Annotated in this window: 2 protein-coding genes (1 of these 2 running past the window's edge); one reads left to right on the top strand and one right to left on the bottom strand. The window is 66.4% G+C overall.

Features of this window, described 5'->3' with window-relative positions; translation table 11 throughout:
- Window positions 1-161: 161 nt before the first annotated feature.
- Window positions 162-635 (bottom strand): hypothetical protein, encoded by a 474-nt coding sequence (locus LTT66_RS12990; RefSeq protein ID WP_233067179.1) that lies wholly within the window; start codon window positions 633-635, stop codon window positions 162-164.
- Window positions 636-930: 295 nt separating this feature from the next.
- On the opposite strand from LTT66_RS12990, the gene LTT66_RS12985 reads away from it, so the two are divergent.
- A protein-coding gene (locus LTT66_RS12985; protein WP_233067175.1) for an alpha/beta fold hydrolase crosses the window boundary here: on the top strand, window positions 931-15,920 show its beginning. It continues 24,196 nt past the right edge of the window; 14,990 of the gene's 39,186 nt are visible here — the first part of the coding sequence; the start codon lies at window positions 931-933; the stop codon falls past the right edge of the window.

Raw genomic sequence — 15,920 nt, 5'->3', positions numbered from 1 at the left:
ATCAGCGATCCTCAGGTGCGCCCGGATCAGCGGGCTATCGATGTGGTCGCGGGAGAGACGATCGGACAACCGACCAGTGAGATTCTCGTCGGCGACGACGGCAGTGGTGCATACGTGGTCGAGCACGGACCTGCCGGGGAGATGCGTCTGGTGGAGTTGGGTCAGGCCGGCGGTGACGCCTCCCAAGACGCGACGAATCCGCGGTCGACCGGCGAAACTCTGGACGAGGCCGGGCCCGTGCGCGAGGAACAACCCCTCCTCGATCCCGATTTCGACTTCGCCCGGCTCGAAGCGGAATTCGCGCAGAACCCGGCACCAGTTGGTGCGGATACCGCCGCCCCCTCGGTGCACACACCGGCGAAGGCCCCGGACTCCGCGCCGTCTCCGCTCACCGCTCCGGAAAACCCCGGGTCGCCCGCGAGCACCGAATCCGCCTCGAATGCCGCGCCGCACACCGGGAACGACATGCCGACTTCCGGCACGGCGACCAGCGTTCCGAGCCCGAAAGCCGAGCCAGCGCCGAATGCCACCGCGGAGCCCAGGAACTCCGCCACCCAGACGAACCCATCGAAAGCTGCGCCGGAGGCGACGCGCTCGACGCCGCCGCCCAGCAGGCCGGAGGCGAGCGGCACCACGCCGCACGCCGGTGGACCGACACCACCTCCGGGGCCCCCGCGAGGCGTAAACCCCCTCTCTTACGCCGCACCGGCCGCGCTGGCGGGCCACGCGCCGGATGTCTACGACCCTGCCGCCCACGCCAACCCGCCGACAACACCGTCTCCGGCCGCAGGGTTCCTGACAACCGATCCCGGAGAAACCTCGCAGAACGCCGCAACACCACCGGCCCCCATCGCCGCAACCGGCCGGCCGGGAACCGACGACGAACCCGATGCCGATCCAGAGGAGTTCCCCACACCGCCGGGAACCGTCGTGGACGACCCCCGGGAGCACAACGTCCAGAAAGACCCGCGGGAGCACAACGTCTGGGAAGACCCGCGGGAGCACAACGTCCAGAAGAAACCGTCTGGGGACTATGTCACCATCCCCGGCGTCTCCTACCCGCTGGAGGACGAACCACCCGCCGACGCCATACCTGTCATACCGCGCCCACCGGCGTTTACCCCCTTACCCGACGATTCCGTCGGCTTGGCCCGCACCTCCCAGAACCCCGACAACCCCGATCCCGCATCGCCACGCCCCCCGGATGTGCTCAACCCCCTGTCGGATCGTCATCCCGCCGCGCCGGGAACCAATCTGGACGCGGGGCTGGACAAGCCACCCGCGGCGCCCGTCATGCCCGCCCGGTACGCGACCGAACCGAGCCCCGATGCCCCCGGCGCGCCGCAGAAACCGGCGAGCCCCCAGCTGAACCCACACTCCCTCGAATACAACGAGGACCCCAGCCGCCTTCCAACCGTAGGCGGACTCCCACCGTTCCAACCTGCGCCACAACCGAAGAAGACGGAACCCAAGCGCCTCGTCACCCGGATGGGTGGCGATCCCGACAACAAACGCAGACGTCCCCGCAAACAACCCCCACCCGAACCTCCACAGCCACCGCCGAGTGCGCGGTCCGAGCTCGAGGACTCCAAGCCACGTCAACAGGAAAATGGTCGGAAACAGTCGAAGCAGGCTGAAGAGCACAGCACCGTCGCCGTCGAGGGCTCCTTCAGCCGCATAAGGGATGGAATCACTGCCGCCTATCGTCAATCGGAGGGGGTGGGAGAGCTCCACCCGGTGAGCCAGGCATTAGGGCGAATGGCCCCGGCCGACCTGCTCACTCTCGGCGAGTTGAGTCCGCTCGTTCGCCGACGCGTAATAGACGCGGCACGCGCGGCCCACGAGGGCAAGGAACTCACCCCTCTACAGAGCGACTCGATCCGGACATTCGCCCGCTTGCTGCCGATGGAGCCGCTCGACAGCACCGGCACACTGACCGATCTCGAGCTCACCGAACTTCGACTGGTTGCGGAGGACAAGTCGCTCCGAGAAATCGGAGTTCTGCTCGGACTGAAGGAAACGACGGTCCGGGCGCACATCGGACGTATCGAACACAAACTCGGCGCGGAGGATCGGGTAACGGCGGTGGTGGCGGCCCTCCGACGCGGCATCCTGCCGCACACGCAGGAGGAGAACGCCGACCCAGACCATTCAACCCTGCCCGAGTTGACTCCTCGCGAAATCGAAGTGCTGAGTCTGATCGCGGATGGCAAATCGAGCACCCAAATCGCGACGGCGCTCGGGCTTTCCGCGGACACCGTGAATGCCCATGCCGACCGCATTGGCGACAAACTCGGCTCGGGCACACGCGCGGGAATGGTCGCGGTGGCAGTGAGCACGGGCATCCTTCCCCGCACGGTGGAGGCAACCGCTTCCAACGCTGTCGCGCCGGAACTGAAGGCTCGCGAAATCGAAGTACTCGCCCTGGTCGCGGCAGGCATGACGAGCGCCGAAATAGCCACGGAACTAGGTCTGACCCAGCAGACTGTGGAGTCCTATGCGTCTCGAACCAACCGCAAACTCGGTGTGGAAACCCGCGCCGCATCGGTCGCGGTAGCCATACGCACAGGAATCCTGCCGACTGGGCCCGTCGTCACCGGCAGGTCGGGAGCTGCGGCCGGCAAAGCCGACCTGGCTCCTCGCGAGATCGAAGTACTCACCTATGTCGCAGAAGGCAAGGACGACAACGAGATAGCGGCGGCGCTCGGCGTGACCCGCCAGTCCGCGAAAACCTACGTGTACAACATCAATCAGAAGCTGGGCACTCATCATCGCGCGGGAATGGTGGCGGCGGCGCTCCGCGTAGGCCTTCTCCCCCTCACCGAGTCGTCGGATAGCGCCGCGGCTCATACGCCTCCAAGAGGGGGCGGCGCCGTTCCCGGAAGGAGCCGGCGAACCAGACCACCGCATGGCGCTGTAGACGCCTACTATGACCCGGATCAAGACTCGGCACTCGGACTACCCGCGCGACGCGATGTGACGGCGGGCCATATACCCCGCGACGTGCCTCGGTGGGCAATGGGCTTCAACCGGAATCCCGACAACGGCGCGGAGTGGGGCCACACCGCAAACCCACCCGGCTCCCGCACACAACAGCCGGACGACGGCACCGACATCACGGTGGAACGAGCCCGAGAATTGCGGCACCAGCTGCAGGACACGGTGATGAGCGATTGGCCGGTCCAGAATCACGCCGAGGCGGCCGAGGTCATGATCGCGGCACTTCTGCGGGCTACGCAAGGGGCCGCGGTGATTCGGGTGACGAACGGCGGGGAGGGAAACGACCGGTGGATATCGGTCGAAGTCACCGACCAGAGCCGAGAAACCCCGGCGCGCGACGAGCAGTCGGTTGCGTCGACCGACTCCGGTCGAGCAATCGAACTGGTGGAGCGGTTGTCCGGCACATGGGGTTTCGAGTTACGCGCGAACGGGGAACGAACACGGTACTTCACGCTCTTCGCGGCTCCTGGGCAGAACGACCCATCGAAGGTGACGCCCGAGTCGGCAGCGGAATTGGTACTCCAGCGCGGTGAAGTCCAGGCCGGTACCTCTACGGCCCGGCGGATGGCACGCGAGTTGCTGGAGCGCGCAGGCGCGGACGACAGTCTGATCGACGACGTACAGCTGGCGGTGTCGGAACTGGTCGGCAATGTCAGCCTGTATGCCAAGCAGGGCGGCGCGGAGATACGGGCATGGCTGCTCGACGATAAGTTGCGGGTGGAAGTCGCGGACGCGTCACGCGGTCTGCCGAAGTGGCGACCGGAGAGCGACGTCGAGCAGGACGACGACGCGACACCGTTGACCGCGGTCGACCGGGGCGCTCGGGACGCGCTGCTCGCCCGTTTCACCCTCGACGACTTGGACGCCGCCGACTCCGACCCGTTGGGGGAGCGTGCGGACGGAACCCACGGCCGGGGCTCCGGGATCATCGCGGAGCTCGCGACCGCGCGCGGGGTGGACCTGGCCCGTGATGGACTGCCGGGCAAGACGGTCTGGATGGAGGTCCAGTTATCGCGCCCGCCCGTGGCAGACGGGGTGCTCCGACAACAGGTCACCAACCCACACGTCGAGGATGCGGCCCGATCGTCGGATTCGACCGCGGACGATCCTGCCAGTGCTGCCGGGCAGCCGGACACAGGCACGACACCGCCACGGCCACAGCACCGTGATCCGGCGGTGCTTCGAGAGCTGCGTAATCAACACGGGCAGAACGTATTCCGTGAGGTATTGGACAGGCTTGGAGTTCCGGCTTCGCCCGTCGGCCGGGATGTCGCGCCGCTGGTGCTGCTGGCGCAAGAGATCAACGGCATCGTGTTCGGGTTCGCGGACAGTCGAGAGTGGCAGGTACCCGAGGGGACGGGTGTCGGCGAATGGTTGCGGGGCGTCGCGGGCGAAGTAGTGGACCGGTGGCGCCAACTGAATTCCAACCAGCGCAAGCTCATTCTGGAGGCTCTGAACGCGCGGCGACGTGGCGCAGACATCAGCCTGCTACAGCGCGGCGCGCTCGACAGATTGGCGCTACCCGCGCCGGTGGAGCGCAACGTCAGCGCTCCAGAGCCCGACGTCGAAGACGCCGACGCTGCTCCTGTCACATCCGATCCGGAGGCGACGGCGGCAGCCGTGCGACTGGAGGCCGAGCGCCGAGCGGCCATCGCCGAGGTCGCCGCTGATCTCGGCGTCGGTACCGACATCGTCGAGATGGTGCTGCAGGGCCGGTCCGCGGTCGCCGAGCAAGCCGTTGCCCAGGTGCGGGAGGCGGCCGATCGCCTCGGGTATTGGAACCAGGTCACGAAACCTGACGTGGCCCGCGCCGCGGGCGTCAGCTTGACCACGGTCGACAAGGTGCTGGGCAACGGGCGCGGCACAGTGGACGACCACACCAGACAACTAGTGCTCACGGCAGCCGCGGAAATCGGCTACACCGGCCGGATCACCCGCGCCGCAGTGGCCCGCGCGGCCGGCGTCGGCGTATCGACCGTCGAGAAGGTTCTGCGCGACGGACCCGTGCTGACCTCGGAGACCGCGAACGTCGTTCGCGACGAACTCCGCCGTCGCGGGCTCCTCCAGCCGCCTTCGGACCGAGGCTTGCCCCGCGCCGGCCAGGTGGCTGCCGAGGCAACCGCGGTCGAGGTTGCCGAGCGGGCGGGGGTGTCCCCCCAGAAGGTCTACAGCGTGCTGCGCGGCGCGGGCAGCCGCGATCCGGAAACGGCTGCCCGCGTATTGGAAGAGGCCGATGCGGCTGGATTCCGACCCCAGTCCGGTGGTGCGCCGGAGCTTCGGGCGGTTACCCATGCCGCGCTGCGCCGCGCCACCGAGGACCTTCCCGCCGAGGTGGCGGAGTACGTCACCCTCCGCTATCTGGAGGGTCGCTCACCGGAAGGCACCCGGGCCGCTCTCGGTCCGGACGCGGATATCGACCAGCTACACAGGTCCGCCCTCTCCTATCTCGGTGCCTTCTTCGCCGCTGAGCTCAGTGAGAACGCCGTGGTGTACGGCACCGTGCGGGAAGCCACTGTCGCGGATGCGGCGTGGCTTGCCGGAACAACCACCGATACGGCGGCCCGCGCGCTCGCGGGCGACGAAGTCACCGAAGAGCCGGCGAACCGGGTAATGGAGGCGGCAGGGCGGATCGGCCTGCTCGGCGATTCGACTCCGGGCTCCGAGCCGAATGCGGCAACAGGGCTGGTTTTCGAGAAGGAACCGGAGTCGGGTATCGGTCTCCCCGGGGCAGACCTGATGCAGAACCGAGCTGCTCGACCGAAGCTCGCGGACGGTCCGGACCATGCCACATTGGCTCGAGTGGCCCAAGCGGCCGACGTCGACATAGCGACTACGCACTGGGTTTTGCTCGGCGGATCCGGGCCTGGCCCGGACACTGTTCGCCAAGTGCTCGATTCGGCCGATGGCCTCGGGTACCCGTACCGGCCGCCGGCAACCGGGGCGCCGGATCGCGTGGACGGGCAGCGGCCCGTGACGGTGCCGGATGTGGCACAGCGAGCCGGCGTGACCGACATGGAGGTCCAGAGGGTACTCGGCGGCGCGATTGTCGATCCGACCATCACCCGCCGAGTGTGGGACGCCGTCAGCGTACTTTTACCCGAGTCCGCGATGCCCCTACACGCGGATAAGGTCGCTGTCCCACGCGGGGCGCTGGAACGTGCCATCGGCCGGCTTCCGGAGAGGCTGGCTACCTATGTGGCGCTGCGTTATCTGGACGGACTCACGCCCGCACAAGCCACGGCCGCCGTGGGGCTTGCGCCGCAAGCATCCCAACGAATCGGCCAAGCAGCGATTCGTCAATTGTCGGACCACTTGCAAGATGCAATCGATGTGGATCTGCCACGCCAGAGCGCCTTACGACGCGTACGGATCGAAGACGTGGCTCAGGCGGTCGGGGTCAGTAGTATCGCGGTCCACCGCGTACTCCAGGGCAATGAGGTACTCGAGCCGGATATCGCCCGCCGGGTGTGGGACGCGGTGGGCCAACTGGGTTTCCGACAGCTGCGCTATGCGAGCGATCCGGTGCCGAATGATTCCGACGCCCTTACCGGACTGGTTTTCGCGCCCAGCCCGACAGCACCTTCGGGCTTCACTTGGGCAGAAGGCACCGATGTAGTCCTCATGCCAGAGCCGGCGGCCGTGGTTTCCAACGACCGACCGACCCCGGCGTCGGCGACACCGGTGCGTGAAGAAGCTTCCGCCGTGCCCGACTCCCCCGCTTCGGATCCCGATGCCGGTGTCAAACAGGCGATCGCAGCACAGCTGTTCGAAACGTTCGGCATCGAGGTGCTGGGACTGGACAAGCCAGGTATTTCCGTCAAGACCGATCTGTCCATTCGGAATGCAATCGTCGATGCGATCGCCGAGGATCCCACTCTCCCGAATTTTTCGCTTATCGTCGCACCATTGGCCGAGGACACCTTCGCTGCGGCGGATTCGCTGCCGGACGGCGAGGGGCTCCTCGTAGTTCTCAACGAGAACTACTTCGCCGACACGGAATATTTCGCCGCCCGCGCCGAGGCATCGGTCCGGACCGGCTGGAAGGCGGGTCCGACCGGCGACCCCGTATATGACACGCTTCGTCACGAGTTAGCGCATCTACGAGATGCTGCTGAATTGCTGTCGAGTCACGCCCCGCCGATGACCGCGTCCCGATATGCCCAACTCCAAGAGTTGCGCGCTTCGCGAGAACTACCCCCGGACAGCCGGTTCGACCGGAGAATGGATTACCAGGATCAGCTGGCTCCGAGGGCATTCGGCTATCTTTACGAATACTTTGTTGGGTTGCGCAGGAAAGGGGACCTGCCACCGGATTCGCGGTTCGACAAATGGTTGGGGCTGCTCAACAGCTACAGCCGCGTCCAAAAACCGGACCCTAAAGACACGAGGTCGGGCCCGGGAGTCGAAATTATCCCGGGGGACGAACTCGACCCGGACTTCGATTGGTGGGGTCTGGAGCATGTCTTCAACCCCGTGGAGGCGCTCGCCGAAGCGAACAATTCATTCGGTCGCAGCGCACCGGCGGATCCAACGCATCCGGTGTACGCCCTGCGGGCATTGCTGAACGGACGCACGGTCGCGGAGGCACTACGGGACGGACCGGCGAATACCCTGGCCGCAGCTCGGCCGGACGACCGCGGCTCCATTCCGGCCGGCTCCGGGTTCGTCGCAAGTATCGATCCGGAAGGTCTCATTGCCTCGGTGGCTCGGAAGTGGCACGAGAAGGGTGCCGACGCCCGCGCCGCGTATCGGGCGCAGCAGCAACCCGAGATGACCGGCACCGGGGAAGACGGCTCACCGATTTTCATGCTGGACGAACTGGCTCGCATGGTGGATCAGCAGTTGGCCGCCATGAACTACGCCGATGCCGGTGAGCCGTCGCGCTCCTCCTCGCAGTCCCAGGGTGATTCGAGCCCGCGCCGCCATTCACCGAGGTATTCCCGTGCCGATCCGAACGAGCAAGCCGGGCCGCCACCGGACGATGCCGGAATCCGCGAGCATGTGCCTCCCGTCGCGAATCCCGTGGACGGGCTCGATATCGATCGAGTGCGGCTGGTGCGTGAGGGCGTTGCGGCCGAACGCGATGCCATCGTGGTGGATCCCAGCGTGGCCGTGCCGCACGCGGATGTAGCCCGTCTTCGAAAGCTGGACGGCATGCTGGCGCATCTCGATGAGTTGGTGGCCGCGATGCCACAGGTGGAAGCTGTCGCGCCGGATCGGCTCCGGTTGCTGGTCCATCACTTCCACGCAGCCGAGGAATGGGTGGCTGCGTTGATGGACGCGAACAACGCCACCGACGGACGGGTGTACCCGAACCAGGCCGAGCGGCGGCACCTGGCAGCGGATGCGGTAGAGCGTTATCGAGCGGCCGACGGGCGGGTCGAACAAGTCACGGCCGCGTTGCGCGAGGCGCCCTCGGCCGCGTCACCGAGCAGGGGCTTTTTCGGCCTGCTGGCCACTGTCGACCTGAACCTGCTCCGGTTGGTGCGCGAAGGGATCGCGGCCGAGCACGACGCCGCCGTGGTAGATCCGCGCGCAGCGGTGTCGCACGCGGATGTGGCGCGCTACCGGAAGCTGCACGACATGCTCGGCCACCTCGACGAACTGGTGGCTGCGATGCAGCAGACCGATACGACGGTCCCCCGTGAACGCCTCACCCTGCTGGTCCATCACTTCAACGCGGCCAAAGAGTGGTTGGCCGCGTTGCTGGACGCGAACAACGCCACCAATGGACAGATCTACCACGACCTCGATACTCGGACCCGGCTGGCGACCGAAGCCGTCGGCCGCTACCGAGCAGCGGACGACCGAGTCACCCAGGTCGGGGCGGAGCTGGATTCGAATCGGCCTGTCGTTCCGCGTGTTTCCCCCTCGGCAGCATCGCAGGACATCCCGCAACTGGCTCCCGCCGAGACACCGTTGCCACCCCCACACGTCGAGAAGAATTCGGGCGCGGTGGCCGGTGTGAGCGATATCGGCTTGGACGCCGACCACCCGACCAATCAGGACGCGTTCAAGTTCGCGACAGTGAGCGTCGCAGGTCAGCCGGTGCACTTCCTCGCCGTTGCCGACGGCGTGTCGAGATCGGTGCGTGGCGACGAGGCGGCGGACGTCGGCACAACAGTGGCGTTGGATCACATGGTGGCGGCGGCAACGGAGTCGCGAGGAGAGTTCGATCCGTTGCGGTTGGTGCAGGACGCGATGGCGGCGGCTGATGCCGCAGTTGTCGCGTTGGGCGAGAAATACCCGGGGGCACATCGTCCTCCGCGAGCCACCATCGTGTTGGCAGTGGTGGAGCCGCATCGGATCACGACCGACTCACGCGGCGACACCCGAGGGTATTGGCTCGCCTTGGACGGCGGCGAGTCGAAGAAGCTGACCACCGACGACACGTTGCTGACTCGCCTGGTGGAGTCCGGCATGTCCGAAGCCGAAGCGCTGCAGATCCAGTACGCGCACCAGATCCAGCGCTACCTCGGCTCCGGTCCCACGGAGGGCGCGGAAGATTCGCACGCCGAAACCGTCCCCATTTCGGGTAAGGGCGTTTTGCTGCTGTGCACCGACGGCCTCTGGAACGAAGTCTTCCAGCCCGAGGCTCTCACAGAGATCGTTCGCTCCGAGTTGGAGCGATCACCAGGAGATCTCCTGGCCGCCGCGAAAGCACTCGAGCAACTCGCCTTGACGGCCGGAGGCCACGACAACATCACCGCCGTTCTGGCCAGCCCTGCCCAGACGGACATACCGCGAGAACGCCTGAACCTGTATGTCCAGCTCGGGCAACTCCAGCCGGGGACACCAGAGCATGAGCGGTCGGCCGCAGAGACGGCTCGACTCGACGCATTGGCCCACCGCTGGTTCACGCTGGAACTGGGCATGCTCGGCTTGGAGCATCAGCTGGCCGCCCCAGGCGTCTCCCCAGCCGCAGTGGCCGAACTGACCCGGCGGCGCGACGAAATGCGTTCCGAAGTCGAGCGCGCCGCCCGTGCACTGGCCCCTGGTCACACCGATCCAGCAGCCCTGCGCGGGACGCCGCCTCATCAGCGCGCAGAGACGATCATCCAGCCGGACGAGGCCCGGCTGGCGTTCCAGGTGGTCAACGACCGCTACGGACGACACGTCGTCACCATTCCCACCGGTGTGCGAGACACCTCCCTCGTGTACTCCCGGCGAGACATCGCGCAGGCGATCGGTGATGACAACCTCCATCAGGTCACCACGTGGACCGAGGTTTTCGACCTCGTCGACCAGATGCCGGCCAAGGCGACCGCGATCGTGCGACTGCTGTCGACCGCCAATACCGACACTGTGCTGGTTCTGACCAAGGACAGCGGCGGTCCGCTGATCCAGATAAACCCCACCATCGCCGAATTGCGTCCGATCGAGCGCTCCACGAGCGCGACGCGATACGACCCTTTCACGCGCAAAGCCTGGGTCGCCTTATTCGACGAGAACGGTGTGCTGATTCCCCCTCCGGAGTCGCACCCGGGAGGCGGGATTGCTCCGACAACCGGACCGAGCACATCCACGCCCTGGAGACCGGCCGAACCGGTTTCGCCCGAACCGCAAACTACCTCGGACCGCGGCGAGCAGGCCGGTCGGCATTCAGCCGACCACAAAAACCGTTCTGGCGGTGGCATCCCACCCAACCCCCTCCCGCCGGGCGTCGAACTGTTCCAGCACACCGACCCGAATCCTGCGGACCCCCACTTTCCACACCGCCCGCACGGCGTCGGAGCGAACAAACTACGAAACCTGAACCAGCACGTCCTCGACTTCCACCACCATCAACAAGGACACGACCACCAACTCTGGGACAAACCCGAAGCCCGCGCCGGAAAGCCCGCCTCAGCGGCAGAACCGCCGCCGGAGGGCACCGAGGTCGAATCCGCGACCAGCCGGGACGGCGATGCCAACCCCGCCGCTCGCGCAGTGCCGGAGTTCCGTCGACCGAGCGATGAAGCGGTGGAGCTGTTCCAGCGGATTCTCGATGCGGAGCAGGCCGATGATCCGCAGGCACAAGATCTCCGGGCGGAGGCCGAACGGCGCATCCCAGACGACGGAGAGCGTGCATATGCCGAGCGCTATGTCGGCAATGAACGCCGGGCCGCGGCCTTGGCGGCGGAGTTGGGAATCACGCCGGAGCAGCTCCGTGTGCTGATGACCGAGGAGCTGAGGCAGGTATTCAGCGGCGAGATCGTCACTCGTACCAGGGCCGTGACTCTGATGCGCATCCTCGAGAGCGGTCGATTCAAAACAATTTTCGAAACTGCGGCTAGAAGCATGCTGGGGCGAGTGCAGTTGGAGCGTAGGGCGGAGATCGAACAGAAGCTGTTCGGATACGCGCGCGATTTTGCAGCGGAATTGCGGCCGGTGTATGCGCGCGTTCGCACGACCCGGGGCTCGTGGGATCACGAAGGTGATCTGGCCGAAGAGAACGGCGACGTGGACGTCGTGTTCGAACCGACTGTGATACCGCGGACAACAGCGAGCGTCGGCGACCCGTGGGGGGTGAAGGCCATTCCGAGCAGCATCACCGATCCGCAGCCCGAATCGTTCGCGGCCGCCCCCGGCAACCATGGTGAACTCGCCTATTTCGGCCTCGAAGGCATCGGCCGGGATTATGCCGGGGAAAGGTTCCTTCGCAACAGCTACATCGAGGCCCAGATCCACGGTGGTGTCACGGTCGCCGATATCGCCCACGTGGTGTTCCATCGAGAACCCCCGGACGAGGACCTGCAGGCCGCCCTGACCGAGGCGGGCATCCCTTGGTCGATGGCCTCGGGTTATCGGAGCGAGCCGCGAGCGTGGTCGAACGCTGCACCATCGCACCGCCCGGATCCTCCCCCCGCAGCCCGCCCGGTCCCTCGACGTCAGGGACCCGTCCGCCCCGAGGAGACGATGGAGGGCCCGGCTGTCGTCGAGGCGGTTCACTCCGCGCGTCTATCTGTGCGCCCAGAGGAGGGGCCTGATCGCGAGGGGCAGCATCCGGTCGGCGCAACCGACCCAGCCACAGAGGGTTCCGCGACTCCTAGGATTTCGGTCCGTCCAGCAGCCGGGCCCTCCTCCGCCGAGGACGATGTCACGCAGGGAACCATCGTCGTGCGAGAAATCGAAGGTCTCGGCGGCGACAACTTGACCTCGGTGGGCGGCTTGGTGACCGCAGTGGCTCCGGAAAGCGGTCCGAACCACTTGGTCCTGCACGCGGTGGAAGCACGCGGTCCCGCGCACGGACAGCTGGCCAAAAAGGTCCGGAGTCCGTGGCTGATCAGCGTCGAAACCGAGGGCTATACCGCGCAGTGCAATATTCGGTGGCGAATTCACGACGACGGACGTCTGCACGGGTTCGTCTCCTACGCCGACCCGGATGTGCACAATCCGCACTTCGACAAAATAGGCAGGTTGATCGACGCCGCACTGCTGGACCGGTTCCCGGACCGGGTGATCGAGGTCGTCTACAACTTCGACGCCAAAGCTCCGCAGGTGGTGCGGAATCTCGGGCCCGGGACCGCGCCGGAGCATCCTCGGGCCGCTGAAACGCCGACGCCGTGGAGCAGCCAGAAGCCGCCTGCCCGCGCCGCCGCGGAGCCGGATTCTCCTCGGCCCGGCAGGCCGACGCCCTGGCAGCGAACCGCGTCGGCCGAACCCGGTGTCGCCCCTGTCGCGCCTGAGACGTCCTCGGCTCCGGCAGCCCGAATCCGAGGGGTCTCGGAGGGCGCTTCCGTTGACCACTCGCCGGACGGCGAGGCGTTGACGGCGGTCAAGGCAGCGGCCAAGGCGGCTCTGGATGCGGCCGCCGACGGGGACAAGCGCCAGCTCAAACGGCTGCGGCGGACCATACGGCAACTCGGCAACCCCGATTACGAGCAGTACCTCGAACTCCGTTTCCTGCAGGGCATGACGGTCGCCGACGCGACGGCCACGATCAGCGGCGACCGTACGGCCGATGCGGTCAAGTCGCTACGACGCCGCGCCGTGCGCGCACTGGCCGAGATCCTTCCGCTGGCACCGCCAGTATTGACCGAAATCCTCGATGCGGCAGCGCCGCGGACGGGGCTGGCAGAGCATGCCAGCCGATTCGGCTGGGATAAGACGCTGACCCTGCGGTTGCGCGCGACGATTCTGTCGGGTCAGCTGCGTGAAGGACGCTCGTTGCCTACAGCGATGGCCTTCGCCGAACATCTGGGGATATCGGAAACCCCTATAGGTAACGCGTATCGGCAGCTCGCCCACGAGGGCTACGTGGTCATCAAGGCTGGTGGCGTCGGGGCGACGATAGCGAGCCGCGACGAATGGCCCACCGCACCGGAATCGGATGCCGGTTGGCTGGTTACCGCGGAGGAGTTGCTGGAGATCTTCACGGCGACGTCATCGCTGCAGGAACTGGATCGCGCGGCCGAAAGCAGCGAGCAGATGGTTTCCTCCGCTTTGCGCCAGGCGATCCTGTCGAACCAGCTCCGGGAGGGCCAACTGCTGCCCACGACGGAGCAACTCAGTTCTTATCTGCCGATGTCGAGGGGCCCTGTGGCCAGAGCGTATCGACAACTGAGGATCGAGGGATACCTGGTCACCAATCCCTGGAAGGGCACCACCACGGTGGCGAGCCCGGACCGATGGCCGACCGTGTCCTCCACGACCCAACCGGCGACGGACAAGGCGCAAGCAGCCCATGGCGTGCCTTTGCCGACCTCCGTTCCGGAAGAGTCGAGTGCGTCTTCCGCTCCGATGACGCCGCCCCGAGGGCATGGTCTGTCCGAGCTCGACGTCAAGGTGCTCGAGCTCGCCGCCCAGGGCCGAACACGTGCACAGATCGCAGAGGCCGCCGGAATCGACGGGAAAAAAGTGAGCTACCGCTTGGAACGCATTCGGGTCCAGCTCGGCGTCAGCGGTGGCCGCGACGAGATCGTGGCGGTAGCCAGGCAAAGACGAATCATCGGCACCGACGATGATCTGGAAACGCGGAGCGCTCCCACCGGGACCCATGAAGATTCGGCCGCGAGCGAGCCGTCGAGGACAATGCAGGCGTCCGGGCTGTCTCGAACCGCGGAGCCGACGGCAAATGCGCCCGAACCCGAGACACCGAACCGTGCACCAGGCGCATCTCGACGACCGGCGCGGCCAGCAGGCCTGATCGGGACCATGGGCGTCCCCGACCCCGAAGAACCCATCGACGGCGCGGGCAAGCCCTGGGACCGCGGCGGCCCGGTACCGCGACATCGAAGAATCACCAGTCTCGTGGAACCCCGTGCAGACGGCGGTGGTTTTGCCCGTGGCAATCGGCAACCGTCGACCACGCCGGAACATCCCGAGTCGGACATCACACCGGAGCAGCTTCATCTCACACCCGAGCACACCGCCGCACTGGCCGACGTGCTGGCCGAACGCGATCAGGCGGTCGCACAGGCCATAGCTCAGGTGCGCGACCTGGAGAACGCACTCGCGCCGTTGCTCGACGATTCGGCAAGGGTGGACATCGGATCGCTGATCGGCATCCGCGCGGAGCTGGACGCGTTCCTGGATCAGCGAATGGCCGCGTACCCCGAAACGGCGAAGCAGCAGGATCGGGTGATCGCGACACTGCGGGAAATCACCGCTCGCGACCATCTCACCGACAGCGATATTCAGGTGCTGGCAGAGATCGTCGCGGTCAAGCGGAGCGGATTGTCCGCCCTGTATCCCGGGGCGAAGCAGCGATACTCCGAAACTCTCCATGCCGCGGCTCGGAATCGGCTCGCGGAACTGCTTTCCGATCGGCCTTCGACCTATCGAATGGAAGGAGCCATCAGCACGCTGCAATCCAGGCTCAGGGACCAGGCCGAGAATGTGCAGCGGGCGTGGTACTCCGGCGGCAGCTCGAAATGGACGATACAGCGCCTCCTCGACACCATCGGTTCCATGCGGTCCGCTGTTCCGACCGCGCGCCAGCAGATCACCGACGGATGGCACGCTATTCCGGACGACACGTTGGCGCCGCTGCTATCGGAGCTCAATCGTGGCCTGCGCAGCCGGGACGAAGTGTTCGATGCTGTGATCTCCGTCCTCGCCGCACCCTCACATGTCGGCAACCGAGTTGCTGACGCGCTGCGTTCGGCGGAGCGGTCCGCCGCGCTCATCTATGCCGAATCCTCGGTGCGGGGGTCCATATGGCGTGAGCAAGACACCCAGACGATCGCCGCGTTCGAAGACGCGTTAGCACGGGTGCGCACTCTGGCACATCTCCCGGCGACCGACCATGACCTGTCCGCCGAGGTAGAAAAGGCGGCATCCGAACGCCGGTCCGACTTCGGGTGGTACGTGGACCCGGCCGACACACTGTATCTGCACTTCACCCCGCGTATCAGCGCCATCGCCGCAGACGGAATGATCCGCTCGGGCGCGCACGACGACATCCACAACACCGCCAACGCGCGCGCGTCCGACGGGGTGCACTTCATCAAGCCGGGCGATTGGCGGGGCACAGAGACGTTCGATGACTACATCGGTTACGCCGGGCGACTGTTCGATGACAACGGAACCCGCCTGCCCGATTCGCTCGGTGCCATTATCGTCTTGCCGCTGGGTGCGATCATTGCGGCGACACCATTGCGCACCGAGTTCAAGACGACCGACGAGCACGACGGTCATCTGGCCAGCGACGCGGCTTTCCGGCCGCTGAACAGGAATCTCCACTACGCCTATTCCCTCGACGACGCCTACATCATTCCTTGCTACACCGACGATCAGGCGCCGTGGGAGCAGTATTCGGTCACCGATCCCGAAACCGGCGACCTCCGTCCCGGTCCAGTCGCAGATCCCATCCGCGACGCGTTCCGCCGTGCCGGATACGACGAAGCGTGGATCGAACGACACGTCATCGATCTACCCGACCCTATCCCCGTACCCGGTACGCGTAACAGCTACTTGGGGCCGGAAGACCACCACCG

It is taken from the genome of Nocardia gipuzkoensis (genome assembly GCF_021183645.1).
In the GTDB taxonomy this organism is placed as follows: Bacteria; Actinomycetota; Actinomycetes; order Mycobacteriales; family Mycobacteriaceae; genus Nocardia; species Nocardia abscessus.
Note: the sequence above shows the minus strand (reverse complement) of the source record. Positions and strands in the feature narration are given on the sequence as shown.